The 15,143-nt window shown below is 61.0% G+C and carries 12 protein-coding genes; 5 read left to right on the forward strand and 7 right to left on the reverse strand.

Annotation, left to right across the window (positions count from 1 at the left end; translation table 11 throughout):
* Window positions 1-31 precede the first annotated feature (31 nt).
* The 4 genes from ACFQDI_RS09875 to ACFQDI_RS09890 all read left to right on the forward strand — a co-directional run bounded on the left by ACFQDI_RS09875 (window position 32) and on the right by ACFQDI_RS09890 (window position 6,071).
* Window positions 32-2,365 (forward strand): hypothetical protein, encoded by a 2,334-nt coding sequence (locus ACFQDI_RS09875; RefSeq protein ID WP_377165974.1) that lies wholly within the window; start codon window positions 32-34, stop codon window positions 2,363-2,365.
* 188 nt (window positions 2,366-2,553) lie between these two features.
* The gene (locus tag ACFQDI_RS09880; protein ID WP_377165976.1) at window positions 2,554-3,138 is read left to right on the forward strand and encodes a helix-turn-helix domain-containing protein; all 585 of its coding nucleotides are present in this window, start codon (window positions 2,554-2,556) and stop codon (window positions 3,136-3,138) included.
* Between the two features lie 7 nt (window positions 3,139-3,145).
* Window positions 3,146-3,487 carry a hypothetical protein gene (locus ACFQDI_RS09885; protein WP_377165978.1) on the forward strand — a complete coding sequence of 114 codons (342 nt, stop codon included), beginning with the start codon at window positions 3,146-3,148 and terminating at the stop codon, window positions 3,485-3,487.
* A gap of 70 nt (window positions 3,488-3,557) precedes the next feature.
* The gene (locus ACFQDI_RS09890) at window positions 3,558-6,071 is read left to right on the forward strand and encodes a glycosyltransferase (protein ID WP_377165980.1); all 2,514 of its coding nucleotides are present in this window, start codon (window positions 3,558-3,560) and stop codon (window positions 6,069-6,071) included.
* On the opposite strand, the gene ACFQDI_RS09895 is transcribed toward ACFQDI_RS09890, so the two are convergent.
* The 5 genes from ACFQDI_RS09895 to ACFQDI_RS09915 all read right to left on the reverse strand — a co-directional run bounded on the left by ACFQDI_RS09895 (window position 6,068) and on the right by ACFQDI_RS09915 (window position 11,886).
* Complete coding sequence (locus ACFQDI_RS09895) at window positions 6,068-6,706, reverse strand: TVP38/TMEM64 family protein (RefSeq protein ID WP_377165982.1); 639 nt, start codon at window positions 6,704-6,706, stop codon at window positions 6,068-6,070. The two genes, ACFQDI_RS09890 and ACFQDI_RS09895, sit on opposite strands and share 4 nt — an antisense overlap.
* 77 nt (window positions 6,707-6,783) lie before the next feature.
* On the reverse strand, window positions 6,784-8,862 hold the full coding sequence (locus ACFQDI_RS09900) for an autotransporter domain-containing protein (protein ID WP_377165984.1): 2,079 nt from the start codon (window positions 8,860-8,862) through the stop codon (window positions 6,784-6,786).
* Window positions 8,863-9,110: 248 nt separating this feature from the next.
* Entirely contained in the window at window positions 9,111-10,502 is a 1,392-nt protein-coding gene (locus ACFQDI_RS09905; protein WP_377165986.1) for a sulfatase family protein, read from the reverse strand.
* A gap of 44 nt (window positions 10,503-10,546) precedes the next feature.
* Complete coding sequence (locus ACFQDI_RS09910; protein ID WP_377165988.1) at window positions 10,547-11,488, reverse strand: M56 family metallopeptidase; 942 nt, start codon at window positions 11,486-11,488, stop codon at window positions 10,547-10,549.
* 17 nt (window positions 11,489-11,505) lie between these two features.
* Window positions 11,506-11,886: a BlaI/MecI/CopY family transcriptional regulator gene (locus tag ACFQDI_RS09915; RefSeq protein ID WP_377165990.1), complete on the reverse strand. Its 381-nt coding sequence runs from the start codon at window positions 11,884-11,886 to the stop codon at window positions 11,506-11,508.
* A gap of 233 nt (window positions 11,887-12,119) precedes the next feature.
* Here ACFQDI_RS09915 and ACFQDI_RS09920 point away from each other — a divergent pair, with 233 nt between their 5' ends.
* Window positions 12,120-12,848, forward strand: coding sequence for a hypothetical protein (locus tag ACFQDI_RS09920; RefSeq protein WP_377165992.1), 729 nt, complete (start codon window positions 12,120-12,122; stop codon window positions 12,846-12,848).
* 1 nt (window position 12,849) lies between these two features.
* Here ACFQDI_RS09920 and ACFQDI_RS09925 read toward each other — a convergent pair whose 3' ends face one another.
* Window positions 12,850-13,935 carry a sialidase family protein gene (locus ACFQDI_RS09925; protein ID WP_377165994.1) on the reverse strand — a complete coding sequence of 362 codons (1,086 nt, stop codon included), beginning with the start codon at window positions 13,933-13,935 and terminating at the stop codon, window positions 12,850-12,852.
* A gap of 29 nt (window positions 13,936-13,964) precedes the next feature.
* Window positions 13,965-15,134, reverse strand: coding sequence for a TolB-like translocation protein (locus ACFQDI_RS09930; protein WP_377165996.1), 1,170 nt, complete (start codon window positions 15,132-15,134; stop codon window positions 13,965-13,967).
* Between the last annotated feature and the right edge of the window lie 9 nt (window positions 15,135-15,143).

Raw genomic sequence — 15,143 nt, forward strand, 5'->3', positions numbered from 1 at the left:
CCAGCACCGCCTGCATGGCTTTGATCCGCATATGAAATCCAACTTCCTGCTGCTCGCAGCATTCGCGGGTGCTCTCACCGCACAGGAGCCTCGTCAGATCAGCGGCATCTGCCCGGCCCTCGCCATGTTCAACAATGAAGGGGAATGCGGCACTGGCGCTGTGGTTCCATGGGCTGATCGCCTCTGGGTGGTCACTTACGGCCCGCACCTGCCCTTTGGCTCCAGCGACAAACTTTACGAGATCACCTCAGACATGCGGCAGATTGTACGGCCGGAAAGCGTGGGCGGCACCCCCGCAAATCGGATGATCCATCCGGAGTCACAGCAGCTCTTCATCGGCCCTTATGTGATCAGTGCCGACCGCAAGGTGAGGGTGATCCCACCGAACAAGATGCCCGGGCGCCTCACTGGCAATGCGCGCCACCTGAGCGATCCCGACGGAAAGATCTACTACGCCACGATGGAGGAGGGCCTCTACGAGGTGGACGTGAAATCACTGGCCGTCACCTCGCTCATCCGGGACGGCAATCCGCTGAAAAAAGGCTTCACCGTCACCACCCCGCTGACCAAGCTGGAGTCTCAGCTTCCTGGCTATCATGGCAAAGGCCTTTATTCCACTCAGGGCCGCGTGATTTATGCCAACAACGGCGACCGCGACAAGCGTGTGCTCACAGACCCCACGACACCCAGCGGCGCGCTGGGAGAATGGCGCAAACCCGGCGATGACTGGCAGCTCGTCCGCCGCAATCAATTCACCGAAGTCACCGGCCCCGGCGGCATCCAGGGCAGCCCCGCAAACGCGCCGGCATGGAGCATCGGCTGGGATGCCAAGTCGCTTATTTTAATGCTGCTGGACGGCGGCAAATGGCAGTCCTTTCGCCTGCCCAAGGTCAGCCACAGCTACGACGGCGCCCACGGCTGGAACACGGAATGGCCGCGTATCCGGGACATCGGCGAAGACGACCTCCTCATGACGATGCATGGAGCCTTCTGGCGCTTTCCCCGCAGCTTTTCCGCCGCCAGCCCCGGCGGCATCCGTGTCCGCAGCGCTTACATGAAGGTCATCGGCGACTTCTGCCGCTGGAACGACCGCCTCGTCTTCGGCTGCGACGACTCGGCAAAGTCGGAGTTTCTCAACAAGCGCAAGGTCAAAGGCGGCATCGACAGCGTCGGCCAGTCTCAGTCAAACCTGTGGTTCACCAGCACCGAAACGCCCGGCAGTCTGGGCCCCGCGCATGCCAGCGGTGCCGTATGGCTTCACGAAAGCGTGAAGGCGGGAGATGTGGCAGACCCCTTTCTCGTGGCCGGCTGGAAACACCGCAGCATTTGGTGGATCGACCATACGGCAGGCACGGCGAGACGCGAGGACATCAGCGGTGACGATGAGTGGCTGAAAGCGAAAGCCGGCCAGGATGGCAGGGATGTCAGTGTGATCATCACACTCACGGATGGGGACCCACGCGGCACCGAGGCACATGCCATGTTTGATGGCCTGGCGAGGGCAGAAGATGAAAAAGTGCAGACGGGCGTGTTCCGGGCCCGCGGCGAAAACAAGCGTACGCTGAGCTATGCGGCTGATGCGGGCTACTACGAACTGGATGCGGATCTGAAGCTGAAGCGGGTGGAAGACGCAAAAACAGAAGCGTTTGTTAAGACCAAGGTGGCGGTTCCGCGAAATGTCATCACCCTGGACGAAGCCAGTGTGCTGGTGGTCGATGACCGTGGGCGGCGCTGGCGGCTGCCACGCGCCACCCGGGCGCTGGATGCAGCCACCAAAGCAGGCGAACTGCGTGTCTGCCGCGAGGTGGCGACAGAACGAGACATGCTCAGCGCCTGCGGCACCTTCTTTGAGCTGCCCGCCGAAAATGCCGACGGTTTCGCCAAAATCCGCCCCATCGCATCTCACGATCTGCGAGTGACGGACTTCGGCGGCTACCGCGGCCTGTTTCTCATGAGCGGCATCAGGCCAGACGCACCTGCCGGAGAGCACATCCTCCGCAGCGATGACGGCAAAGCGGCGCTGTGGGCCGGGGCCATTGATGACCTGTGGAAACTGGGCAGGCCACGCGGGGAAGGCGGCCCCTGGAAGAACACAAAGGTCAAATCAGGACAGCAGAGCGACCCCTACCTCATCTGGGGCTATGACAAACGCACGCTCACGCTGAGCCATGCTGCACCGCAGGCGGTGAACATGAAGGTGGAGCTTGACCTGACGGGCACTGGCTTGTGGGTGCCATTTCAGAAGGTGCAGGTGCCGGCGCAAAAGGAGCTGACTCTGGAATTTGAACCCGCTGTGCAGGCACGCTGGCTGCGCGTGACGGCGGATGCCGCATGCACGGCAACGGCACAGCTCAGGTATGAATGATCATTTTTCACCCGCCGGAAGGGGGGGAATCCAGCCCGGGTATCGTGCCATTTTAATATTTTTCGTCCCGCTCCACAAGAACGCCGGCGGTGCACCCCGGTGGTTTTTTCTGCGTTTGCTGCAGCAACTGTGTAAAAAACTCATCGCTTACACGACCGGCAGATGTCACATTCCGCGTATCCACAGCCATGCCAGCCACATTCGGCCAGTTGCTCACTGAAGCGCGCGAAAAACGCGGTTTGTCCATCGACGACGCAGCTCATGAGACACGCATACCCGCACAGCGCCTGCGTTACATGGAGTCCGACAACATCGCGGCCTTTGGCAGCCTTACGTATGCACGTTCGTTCATCCGCCAGTACAGCGAGTTCCTTGGTGTGGACTCCTCTTCCATCCTCGAGGGGCTTCCCGAGGGAGCCCTGGGCGGAGAGCGCGACTATCGTTACCTCACACAGTCTCAGGGGCCTTGGCTGCGCGAGCCTGCAGCTCACACTGCCAGTCCTGCGGCCGCTCCTGCCGGAAGCGTACGCTCCATCAAATCACCACTCCCCGCAGCTCTCGGGGTTTTTGTGTTCGTTCTTGCCTGCGTCGCCATGTGGGGGAGTCACATGGCTTACATGCACAGCCAGACAGAACCCGCCGCCCTGAAAGCTCTGCCTGTCGAGGACGATGAGCCCGCCTCCCCTGCCCCAGCCACGGTTGGAGGGACAAATGTAAAAACAAAACAGGTGGATTTTCCGGTCACCGCCCATAAAGCTGTCCCGGTTAACTGATCTGCGAATGTCTGCGCCTCAAACCATTCCCAAAAAATCTGTCTGGTGGCTCGAATCCCTCATCGGGTCGGCGGCCATCATTGCGGGTGTCGCCACCGCTGCTTATCTCAACGAGACCGCACGCGAGATCGTGACCCAGGGGCTGGCCTACTTCTTCACCTTCTTCTCCACCCCTTTTGTGCTGGAGGCCAGCACCGCCTTCATCGGATTTTGCATCGTCATGTTCATCAACAACCGGCGTGTCGAGCGTGAAGGCGACGGCTGGGTGGAAATGGAGATCACAGACACAGCGGCACCGAAAGAGCACAGCATCAGTCAAACGCCTGCTGAGAAAGCTTCCGAGGTCTGAAGTCTGACCGGCCTTCAGCACGTACATTGTTTCACCCTTCGGACCCGCCGAATGTGAACCTGCCGCCTGCATGACTTCCGCCACGCCTTCCGCCCCCCTTTTGCCAGCCGGCCACGGGCTGCGCGTAGTGGCGGCCGGCAAGTTTCTGCAGCTGGCCGATGGCACCCCACATTTCCTGCGGGGTGTCACCTATGGCCCTTTCAAACCCAACTCCCGTGGCGAGCCCTTCCCCGAAGACGCCCAGCTGGCCGCCGATCTCCGCCACATCGCTTCGCTGGGATTCAACACCCTGCGTTTGTACGAGCCACCGACAGCCGTCGTGCTGAGTGAAGTCGAGGCCCTCGGCCTGCGCCTCATCGTTGGCATCCCCTGGAGCGAGCACACCGACTTCCTTGCCAGCCGCACTCTCTGCCGTGAGATCGAAGCCCGGATCTCCGCCATCTGCAGCCAGTTGCAGGGGCACTCCTGCATCACCGCGTTTCTCGTCGGCAATGAAATCGAGAAAACCCTGGTGCGCTGGATGCAGCCCCGCAGGGTGCGGGCATACATCGAAAAACTGATCGGGACCGCCCGCCGCAGTGCGCCGCAGACGCTCGTCAGCTACGCCACGTATCCTTCCACCGGCTATCTCCTCCCGCGCAACGCAGACTTCATCGCCGTAAACGTCTATCTGGAGTCACCCGCTGCATTCAGCGCATGCCTCTCACAGTGGCAGAATCTGGCGGGCAATCAGCCCCTGATCATCACTGAATTTGGCTTGGACGTCGCCACTCACGGACCTGAGCGGCAGGCAGAGGTCATGCGCTGGCAGCATGACTGCCTGCTGCGCGGCGGCTGTGCCGGTGGCGTCTGGTTCGCCTACACCGACGAGTGGCACCGGGGTGGCAAAGAAATCACAGGCTGGCAGTTTGGTCTGGTGGACAGCGGGCGCAATGAACGCCCTGCCTGCACCCTCATCCGAAAGCTCCCCCCCGCATGGCCGCCTCCCGCCTTGCCTCCACGCATCTCTGTTGTGGTATGCACACACAACGGAGCCTCTACTCTCGGACCGTGCCTCAGCTCACTGGCGGCCCAGCGCTACCCCGATTTCGAGATCCTCTTGATCGACGATGGCTCCCGCCAGCACATTGCCGAGATCGCCGGAGATCATCCTCAGGTCCGCTATCAGTTCCAGGAGCATTCCGGGCTCAGCGCCGCACGCAATCTCGGGGCCCGGCTCGCCACCGGCTCCATCATAGCCTACACCGATGACGACTGCATCGCCCATCCAGACTGGTTGCTCCACCTGAGCCATGCCTTTGAGGACGGCAGTGTCGCTGCCGCCGGTGGGCCCAATATCCCGCCCCCGCCGCGCAATCGCATCGAACGCGTGGTGGCTGCAGCACCGGGGGCTCCCGCACATGTGCTGCTGGATGACACCGAGGCCGAGCACCTGCCGGGTTGCAATCTTGCCATCCGAAAGGATGCCCTCACTCTCATCGGCGGTTTTCAGGTCGAATTCAAAACAGCCGGTGATGATGTGGACATCTGCTGGCGCCTGCGTGAGACCGGCAGGCGTCTGGTCTTTGTTCCCGGGGCGATGGTCTGGCACCATCGGCGTTTCAGCATCCGCGCCTATTTGACTCAGCAGTTTGGCTACGGCCAGGCGGAGGCCCTTTTGATGAAAAAGCATGCTGAGCGCTTCGGCATTCTCGGCGGGGCCCGCTGGCGCGGTGGCATTTATGGAGACCAGCATCTGGCAGATTATCCGGTCGAGGGCAGCATCTTTCATGGCCCCATGGGACTCGGTGCCTTCCAGGTGATCTACTCCTCCACCAGCTTCCGCTGGTGGCAGTGGTTCACCGGCCTGCTTTGGCCCGCCCTGCTGCTGCTCGCGCTCATTTTTCAGCAGCCATGGCTGGCTCTGGCGCTGCTGGGTTTTGCCTGCTGGTCCGCCTGGCAGGTCAGCATGCGCAATGCCGCCTCGGCAGGCATCCGCCGCCTGCCGGACCGGCTGCTGCTCTGGTGGCTGTGCTTCCTGCAGCCGGTGGTGCGCGAATGGGCTCGGCTGCGCGGCATGCTGTCACTGGGGGCACGGCCCAGTCGTCATCCGCTGCTGCCGGACATCATGCCGCCGGTACGACCACATAAAATCACCTTCAGCCTCGGCACGCTGCGCTTTTGGAGTGAAGACAGCACCACCCGTGAAGCCTGGCTTCAGGAACTGCGCAAGCTCCTCAGATCCTCCCACATCATCTATCGTGAAGACGACGGATGGCGCTGGTTCGACATCGAAGCCTGGCCTTGGTCGGAAATTTCCCGCGCCTATTTGAGCGTCACTGAGTTTCATGGCGACGGACGTTGCCTCACCCGGGTGCGGCTGCTTCTGCGCATCCGCCGCAGCCTCGGGTGGAATCTGCTTTTGTGGCTAATCGTCACCTCGATTTTGATGGTGGCGGGCCTCCATGCGCTGCTCGTCATGGGACTGCTGGCAGCCATTGCCATCACCTTGCTGCTGCCGCTGGCTGTGTGGTTCATCCGCCGGGAGATGTGCCGCCTCGTGCGCGCCGCGGCCTCCAAGGCCGGGCTGGCCGAAATGCGCTAGCGCTTCAGCATGCGCGCGGCGCACAGCCAGAGCAGCACTGGCACGATCGCGCTCAGGGCAAAAGCCCAGGCGGGCTCGCTCTGCCCCAGGTGGCCGATGGCGGCGAAGACAAAACCCGTCGGCACCGCGCCGCAGGCCAGCGCTGGCAAAAACACCCGCCAGCGCATGCTCGAAAGTCCTGCCAGGCAGGCCACCGCCTCCGGCAGCACCGGCATCCAGCGGGAGAGCGCCACCAGCCAGCCCCCCCGTTGCTCAAAGATTTCCTCGCCACGGCGCAGCCCTTCTTCCCCGGCAATCCTGCGTGCCGCACCACGCCCCAGCCAGCGGCACGCCGCATACGCGATGATGCCGGAGAGCATCGACCCGGCCGTGCAAACCAGCCCCCCAACCCACCAGCCATACATCCACCCCAGTGCCGACATCACCACCGTGGACGGCACCGGCAGCGCGATGTCAGCCACCAGCAGCACCACGCCGGCAACCCAAGCCCACTCACCATAACCCTCCATCCAATGGCGCGCCCCTTCAAGGCTCAGCGTTTGGTCAAACTTCTCACCCCAGATCAGAAACGGCACGATGATCCCCGTCAGGATGACAAAGATGAGGATGAAGAGCGAGCGGCTGCCACGGGTCATACCTTAACACAGCAGGCAATCGACCCCACGGCAAGAGCGCACACGCTCTGGCAGCTCACTCACAGACTGGCACCGGCCTAGAATTTCACCTGCACCCCCACGCTGCCGCCGATCACAGGATCCTGCCCGGCGGTCGCCGTGGTCACGCTCGCAGTCAGGTTCGTGCGGTCGTTGATGGAATAAACCATGTCACCACCGAACTGCACCCAGTCCTGCTTGATACGCTGGCCGGGAACATTGAAGTTGAAAAGCCCGATGGTCTGCCCGCTTGTGGTCACTGCCGTCTGGTCAAAGCGGTGCACCCATTCCGAGCGCAGACGAATCTGCAGTTTCTCCGCGAAAAACAGGCGGGCGGCGGAAAGGCCGTAGCGCAGCTCCGTGGCCGTGTGGTTCTGCTGGTTGAAGTAGGCAGGGAACCCACCACCCTGCTCTGCATACCCGCCCATCTGCATGTTGTTGGCGGTGTACTCGATCTTGGGCGTGATGCCAAAGCCGGCCACTTTGACCACGTCCAGCCAGTGGACGCTGAAGCGGAGCGTGTTGGAGTTGATGTGCGGCCTGCCAGTCGAGGTGTCGATGTTGCCGGCGTTGAAATAGTTGCGGTCGATCTTGGCGTCCCAGTTGCCCATGGCACCGGTCAGTGTGAAGACCAGCGGCAGATTCGTGGGCTTGTAGCTCAGCTCCATCAGGTAGTACTGTCCGTTCAGCAGTGTTTTGCCGCCCAGCGCCAGGGTTTGGCTCACCCAGTTCTGGCCCACGCCCACCCCCACCAGCAGCTGCTTGTCAAAAAGGTCCACCGCACCACCCACTTCAGAAAGGTAGGAGTTCGAATTGTAGCGGTCCCAGCGGCCCGCGTCCCCCGTGAACCAGAAATGACGGCTCACACCCTTCATCATCTGCAGCGGGATGTGATGTGCCCCGTGCAAAGTCATGTTCAGCACATTGTAGCTCTGCTGGGTCACGGACCCGCTGCCGCCAAGAGTGTTGTAGAACCCGGCCGCATCGATGGAACCACTCCCCGCACGCGCGATGTAGCCCGAACCTTCAGCCATGCCCACGATCACCTTGCCGTCTTCGCTGATTGCGGTGGCCGTGTCATAATGCAGGTCTTCAGACACCGTGGCCCCCGTTTCTTGCAGCCACTGGTTGACGGTCTTCACTCCCCACGCAGGCGACGCCACAAAAGCAAGGCTGTCGTAGCACAGCCTCAGGTCGCTGTTGGCATCGAAATACCCCACCGTGGTGCCGTTGTTGCTCACCCCGAGGGCTTCGCCATGCTGTGAATAGGACGAATCAGCAGCCATGATCTGGCTCATAGGCCCGCCCAGGTATGAAATGAAAGGAGCAGAGCCATCGGCTGTGTCTGCCCAGCCCACGATGTAGGCTCCGTTGCGGCTGATGTCATTCGCTTCGCTCTGGCCTCCTGTCACCAGCGCACCCAGGGACACCGCCATGGGCGAGTCTCCCTTGAGATCCCAGTACACCGCCTGGGTGATCTCGTTGCAGCCGTTGGCCACATAGGACGCACCCACCGCACGTGTGCCGGCGGCATCCATGGCATTTGCCCACGCGCCTGTGGCATCCGCCAGCGGCTGCAGCACCGTCGGCCTCAGCCCGCTGTCCGTGGTGTCTGTCCACCACAGCGCCCTGTAGCCCCTGGAGTCCCCCGTTTCGAAATAGTCTTCACCCACCGCCATGGAGCCATCATCCGTCACGTCATAGGCCGCCGCCCATTGAGTGTTGCAGTCATAGTTTTTCAACAGCCTCAGCTCCATATCGGAGCACAGTGAGTTGCCGTACACGAAAGCCAGCCCGTCATAGCAGTCATCGCAGAGGTCAATCTCACCCGCTATCCACCCCGAACCAGAGGTGAAGCGGCTGATGCCGTAGGCACGCACCGAAGAAATGTGCAGGCACCCGTCCACCCCGTTTTGGATCGTGGACTTGAGGGACTCGGAGCAGTCATCGCCTTCAAACCAGATACGGCCGGAGCCGCGTCGGAAAGACGTGCCAATCACCACCGAGCCATCACCGCTGATGTTCACAGGGGAAAAATCAAGCGGCTGCAGGCTGGGTATCTCCTCAGGGGCGTCGGCACGCAGCAGCGCAGCGCCGGAAACAAAGGTGATTAAGGCAATGGTACGGAAACAGTTCATGGGAGTTCTTGCGTTTTTTGAGCCGATACACTTAAACAAACGACATCTGTCTCAATAAGCTTTTGCTTTATTCTATAAGCAATTATCTAGCCTATTGGATACACGATTATCAACAATTTAGCAGATCAACGTCTTTAAGCTTCCCATCCAAATCACAGAACAAAAATCACACAACTGAAAAAATCATGTTTTTGCGCAGTTTCACACAACGAAACAGCCAGTCGCCGAAATTCTGCAGGTAGCAAGCCTCAGCGCATGAGAGGCACAGCATTCTCCACCATGCCAGCCTCACGCTGCCCCGCGCCAGGGCTCTTGGCATCACCAAGATCATCACGCGCCTTTCCTGCCAGGGCGGTCAGCCGGGCCACCACCTCAGGATGCTCCGCAGACACTTCATGCGTTTCACTGACGTCGTGCCTCACGTCAAACAGGGCCAGCTTGGTGGGCTCCTGCTTTCCGCCCATGCCTTTCGCCTTGCCTGTGAGCGGCAGATAAAGCTTCCAGTCTCCCGCTCGCACCGCCTGCAGCTGCTCCATTCGGTAATAAAAGAAGCCGTCGTCATCCCATGGCGATGCCTTGTTTCCGGCATCCGCAAGCATCGCAGTCATGTCATGCCCATCTATCTTTTGCGGCGGCAGCCCGGCACCGGCGAGGCGGGCAAAGGTCGGCAGCAGGTCCATCGTCGAGCACAGAGCGTCATTCACCGTTGCGGCAGCTATCCTGCCCGGCCAGCGCATCACACAGGGCATGCGCATGGCCCCCTCAGAAGTGTCGTAGCCATGGCCTCGATAGGGCGCATTGCTGCCCTGCGGCGGCGTGCGTTTCACCGCTCCGTTGTCGGAAGTCCACACGATCAGCGTGTTGTCCGCCAGTTTCAGCCGCTCCAGCGCCGCCATGATCTCCCCCGTGCTCCAGTCGAGCTCCTCCACCGAGTCGCCATACTCACCGTTCGCACTCTTGCCGCGAAAGTTTTCGCTCGAAAAGGGATGTGCGGTTGATCCCGGCATCGTGTGCGGCAGGTAGAGAAAGAAAGGCTCCGCCTTGTGCTGTTCGATGAAGCGCACCGCCTCCTCCGTGCAGCGTTTCACCAGGTGATCACGGTCTGCAGGCGCCTCGATCACCTTCTCTCCGCGCATCAGGGGCAGCTCCGGCCACACGTCCGGCTTTTTATCCTTCGTCATGTCATCGCTGTAGGGAATCCCGAAAAAGTCATCAAACCCCTGCTTCGTCGGCAGAAACGCCAGCTGATCCCCGAGGTGCCATTTGCCGATGCACATCGTGGCATAGCCCGCGCTTTTCAAAACCTCCGCCATCGTGACCTCGCTTGGGTTGAGCCCCTTGCGCGCCACCGGCTGCAGCACCGCACCTCCGGTGTCGCTGACATGCATGCCTACTCGGCGCGGGTAGCAGCCCGTCATCAAAGCCGCGCGACTCGGCGTGCAGACCCCGCTCGCCACATAGAAGCTCGTGAACTTCATCCCCTCCGCCGCCAGCCGGTCCACATTCGGCGTGCGATGCAGCTTCGAACCGAAGCAGCCCAGATCGCCGTTCCCAAAGTTGTCGACAAAAATGACGATGATGTTCGGCTTCGCCGCGATGGCGCTGACGGACCACAGCAAAAGGAGGCAGAGTATTTTCATGGAAAAGCGGATGGCAAAAAACGATGCCGCCAAAGCCATTCTGACTACGGCGCCCATGGAAATGGATCTGCATTCAAACGGAGCCGGGCCTCGCTTTTGAGCGCGATTTTCTGAGCTCCCACGGACGGAATCACGTGCACGGACGCCACCAGCACGGCCGCACCGATGAATAGCGCCAATGCCACAAGCCAGCGGGCGGAAAGCAGCCAGCGTGAGCCCCGGCGCGTGGCAAGCAAGCGCTGCATGCGGGCGCGCAGCCCGGAGCTCCGGGCAAACGGCAGGGCAAAGGACGGCATCGGCATCTGCGTGGCATGGGCCAGCAGCATCTCGCCATACTCCTGGCGGCTGCATGCCTTCGTGGCCGCTTCGTCGCAGCAGACTTCGGATTCCGCCTCGTAGATGCTGCACAGCGCATGCATGGCAGGATTCCACCAGAAACATGCACGCACCAATGCGGCGCAGAATCGGTGCAGCCCGTCCATCTGCCGCGCATGCTGGCATTCATGACGCAAGGCGGCGTTCAGCGCCCCCTCAGGCCATGAGGCTGCGGCCACAGGCAGAAGCACGCAGGGCCGCAGCCAGCCCGTCATGCAAGGACCTGCGACATCCTCAGTGAACCTCACCTCAAAGATGCCATCTGCGCTCAGCGCGGACTTTTGGGCCTGCCTCACCAGTCTCTCGATGCCTGTGATGTCGCTCAGCACACGCAGCAAAAAAATCACACTGCCCATGACCCAGACTGTCTTGAGAACCAGCCACAGCCTGCCCGGCTCCGTGCTGCTTCCTCCTGCAACAGTGAAGGCCATGGCCGGAAGATCTGACCATGGCAGCGGCAGCCACGGCAGCACCCACAGCCCCCACATGCCCAGCAGGGCAAAACCACGCCTCACCTGCGGATGCTGCGACGGCACCACCAGCGCCGCCACGCTCATCAAACCAGCCCACAAAGTGGCTTTGAGTGCGATGGCGATCCAGCAGGCAGTCATAACGTATGGGAATTGGATCAGGAACGCGACTGCTCGTCCAGCAGTTTCCGGATCGCGGCGACTTCCTCCGGCGGCAGCTTGCGGTCTTTCGCATCCAGCAGCGAGGCCATCAGCTTGCCGGGAGAGCCGTCAAAAAACGTGCGCATGAGCTTCCGCAGCGCCGTATCACGCGCCTTTTCACGCGAGATGGCAGGCTCATACACATACCGGCGCGACTCGCGGGTGTGCTTGAGCAGCTTCTTGTCCACCAAGATGCTCAGAAGGGCGCGCACAGCAGAATAGGAAGGCTGGTCCGGCATCTCCTCTTGAATCTCCTCTGCCGTGGCCTTGCCCAGCCGATAGACGATGTCCATCGCCTGCCGCTCGCGTTTGGAGAGTTGGTCATCTTTGGCCGCCATGTGCTGAAAATGCTGCATTTAAGCAGAATGGCAAGCGGGTATTGAGGAGTATAGCCGCTGGCAGCCATCAAAAAATCACAGTTCACCGAAATGCATATTTTTCAGCATTTAGTCTTGCCAGAAATTCAAATGCTGATATTTCTGCATTTATGAACCCAGCCCAACTCCGCCGTCTGTTTGTTAGCTGCTCTGTGTCAATGGCCGTCGTCATGATGGCTTCGTGTGCTTCGGAAATGCCCGCCCCTCCGCCCCCGCCCCCAGCACCGGTGCATAAGTCCGGGTACGGGTCCTACCATTCCGATCATGCTGCAGCTCGCATCCAGGAACGGCCCGGCCTCGGCACCTCCGCAGGCCAGGAGCGCTACTCGGCTTTGGAAACCACGCGCCTGATCCGCAAGTCGGACACACCCGACGCAGTGGATTCCTTTCACTACAATGACGAGACGGGAGCAAAGACCATGGTGGAAGTCCTGGGGGGAAGCATGAACAAGCACAGCGGCCTCTTTTCAACGGCCGGGGAGCGGCTGAAGGCAGGTCTGCTTCACTATGGCAGCGCTTATCCTCACTACGAGGTCAACGACAAACGCATCGTCATCGGCGAAAACGGCGACCACTATGTGGTGAGGCTGGAGAACAGGACCAAAAAACGCATCGAAGTCGTGCTGAGTGTGGACGGCCTGAACGTCCTGACGGGGAAGGCAGCGAGTCCGAACCAGCATGGCTTTGTGCTGGAACCCAAAGCAACGTACAATGTGGACGGCTTCCGCAAAGACAGCACGACCGTTCGCTCATTCGTCTTTGGCAGCGTGGCCCGCGCCAAAGCCGCAGCCAGTGGTGGCGCCAGCAACGTGGGCGTGATCGGGCTGGCAGTTTTTGAAGAAGACGAGGCACGGGTCAAAGCCGAGCTGCTGAAGGAGCAGCAGGCACGCGAAGGCGCCAACGCTTTCCCAGGCGCGCGCTGACTCACGGTGTAGGAGCCTCCCAAACCGCCACGCCCATGTGGTAATGACCACATTCGGGTGCGGCTTTGGAGTAGTAAGCCGTGACGATCTTCCCATTCGCAAGCTGCACGCTGGAAGGATAGCCACAGTCGCTCACCTCGCTGCGCGCGAGACGGATGGGAGCGCTCCAGGTTTTGCCCTCATCGCTGCTGAATTTGGCGCAGACTCCGTGACGCCCGGCAATGCGCACTCCATAGCTCAGCAAAAGGCGTTTGTCGCCGAGTCGGGTGAGGTGGCCGTTGATCTCGTTGCGTTCCGTGACTTTCAGAGGCTGGCCCCAGGTGGCACCATCGTCATCGCTGCGGAAGAGCTCCATCTGCATGGTGCGGGCGGCGGCCAGCCAGCTTTTGCCACCGAGCGGGAAGATGTCGGTTTCATTGTGGGTGGGCCCGATGATGGACTGCGGCTTCCACGTCACCCCATCATCATCGCTGCGAAAGCACCAGGAACGCCAGCCCTTGGTCTTGGATGATTTCGCCGGATCTGCCATCTGGCCCTGATAGCATGACGTCCTCAGTGTGCCATCTTGCGCCGTCCAGATGTCGCCAAAGGGGATGTGCTCGGTCCATTCGTCAGATTCGGAGGCAGGAAAGACATCACTCTTGCTCCAGGTGCGGCCACCGTCTTTGGAGCGCATGATCCAGCTGCGCAGCACGGCATCACGAAACGCGGCCTGCTTGGGCCTGCTGGGCTGCTTCACATTCGTCCAGCCGGAGCAGAGCACGAGCAGGTCTCCGTTCTTCGCCAGCCCTGCCGCATGGTTCATGCGGATCGTGTCCGGCTCATGACGAGTCACAGTGCTTCGCTTCTCCCATTTCAAACCATCCCCACTGGCATAGCAGTCCACATCTCCCTGCATCGTGCCATGTCCGGGCTGATTGAAAAGGATGGCGATGAGGCTGCCATCCGGCATCAGCGTGAGGTTTGGCCAGGCGCAGACGTTTTCGACGGCCACCACTCGGTGCAGACCCGCAGGCTCCGCCTCCTCGGCAGCAGAGGAAGCAAACGCAAACGTGAACAGGCATGCGGCGGTGAAGATAAGTTTCATGCCTCCCTCAAACGCCGCAAATGCGGTGTTCATTGCGGACGCTCGGCCACCATCAGCCGCGTGAAGGCTCCGTCGCTGACATTGTAGTAGATACGTTTCCCATCTGCGCTGAAGATCGGATGAGGGTGGTTGCGACGCCAGGATTTGGCCCCTCCGTTTTGAGCAAAGCTGTGCAGCAGCACCCACTTGCCCCCGCGCATGTCGGCGACCATGACGCCCCACTCATCACCCTTGCCACCCGCGTTGCGGCTCATCCCATCGGTGACCATGAGCATGCCATCCGGACTTACAGACGGATGAGTGCCACTGAGGTTCGGCACATCCTTCAGGCGGGTGAATCGCGCCGGATTGTCAGCGATGTCGAAGCTGATGTTGCCTGCTTCAAAAATGTGCTGCGAGTCCGGCGTCCAGGCAGGGTGGCCCCACTGGTTGCGCTGCCAGACACACGCGCCTTTTTCAGTGTCATAGACCACCGTGCCCTGGCGATGGCTTGCCCTGCTGGACATGTAGTCGTCTCCACCGTTGCCCGCAGCGACTTTAAAAAAGGCCTTCTTCAGATCCGGACTGAGCACGGGAAAAAAGATGGAGCAGGGCTTGCCCGCAAACTCCTTCTGCAGCCACTCACCATGCTTGGCCTCCACCTCGCTGATCTTCGCCATCGTGGTGGTCTTGCCGGTGGCAGCATCCCACACCTCAAGATCTCGATACGGCCCCGGATTCCAATGGCATCCATACATGGGCAGCAGGTTTCCTTCCGGCCTGCCAAAACCTACCTGATGATCTTCCGCAACGACTGTTTTCTTCAACGTCTCCACATCGACCACGACCACGCGCCACTTTTTGTCGATCACTTCGTGAAACGCCACGCGCTTGCCGCCGGAAAGCCACTGCTGGCAGGCCACACGGTGGGCGTCCTCGGTGTGGATGTTGTCAGCCAGCACCGTCTCCTTGCCCGTGGCACGCTCGATCATGCGCACCTCCCCCAGCTGTCCCTTGAGAGTGGTCGAAGTGAAAAACAGCACATGCCTGCCATCCGGACTTTCGGGATTCGTGAGGTAGTAACTGTGCGTGGTATGGCGGCCTTCCACGGCGCACACCGGCTTGATGACAACGTCCTTGGACCACGCCGCGACGGGATCGGCGGCGGCGACTAAACGGCAGGAGAACAAACAAAGGATGGCGATGCGAAAAGACGGCATACGCGTGGA

It is taken from the genome of Prosthecobacter fluviatilis, assembly GCF_042655725.1.
Taxonomy (GTDB): Bacteria; Verrucomicrobiota; Verrucomicrobiia; order Verrucomicrobiales; family Verrucomicrobiaceae; genus Prosthecobacter; species Prosthecobacter fluviatilis.

What these genes read in the sequence shown, in the direction of transcription:
- ACFQDI_RS09925 (WP_377165994.1), bottom strand. Translation starts at nt 13,935, where the DNA reads ATGAAACTTATCTTCACCGCCGCATGCCTGTTCACGTTTGCGTTTGCT.
- ACFQDI_RS09880 (WP_377165976.1), top strand. Translation starts at nt 2,554, where the DNA reads ATGCCAGCCACATTCGGCCAGTTGCTCACTGAAGCGCGCGAAAAACGC.
- ACFQDI_RS09890 (WP_377165980.1), top strand. Translation starts at nt 3,558, where the DNA reads ATGACTTCCGCCACGCCTTCCGCCCCCCTTTTGCCAGCCGGCCACGGG.
- ACFQDI_RS09915 (WP_377165990.1), bottom strand. Translation starts at nt 11,886, where the DNA reads ATGGCGGCCAAAGATGACCAACTCTCCAAACGCGAGCGGCAGGCGATG.
- ACFQDI_RS09910 (WP_377165988.1), bottom strand. Translation starts at nt 11,488, where the DNA reads ATGACTGCCTGCTGGATCGCCATCGCACTCAAAGCCACTTTGTGGGCT.
- ACFQDI_RS09875 (WP_377165974.1), top strand. Translation starts at nt 32, where the DNA reads ATGAAATCCAACTTCCTGCTGCTCGCAGCATTCGCGGGTGCTCTCACC.
- ACFQDI_RS09895 (WP_377165982.1), bottom strand. Translation starts at nt 6,706, where the DNA reads ATGACCCGTGGCAGCCGCTCGCTCTTCATCCTCATCTTTGTCATCCTG.
- ACFQDI_RS09900 (WP_377165984.1), bottom strand. Translation starts at nt 8,862, where the DNA reads ATGAACTGTTTCCGTACCATTGCCTTAATCACCTTTGTTTCCGGCGCT.
- ACFQDI_RS09905 (WP_377165986.1), bottom strand. Translation starts at nt 10,502, where the DNA reads ATGAAAATACTCTGCCTCCTTTTGCTGTGGTCCGTCAGCGCCATCGCG.
- ACFQDI_RS09885 (WP_377165978.1), top strand. Translation starts at nt 3,146, where the DNA reads ATGTCTGCGCCTCAAACCATTCCCAAAAAATCTGTCTGGTGGCTCGAA.
- ACFQDI_RS09930 (WP_377165996.1), bottom strand. Translation starts at nt 15,134, where the DNA reads ATGCCGTCTTTTCGCATCGCCATCCTTTGTTTGTTCTCCTGCCGTTTA.
- ACFQDI_RS09920 (WP_377165992.1), top strand. Translation starts at nt 12,120, where the DNA reads ATGCCCGCCCCTCCGCCCCCGCCCCCAGCACCGGTGCATAAGTCCGGG.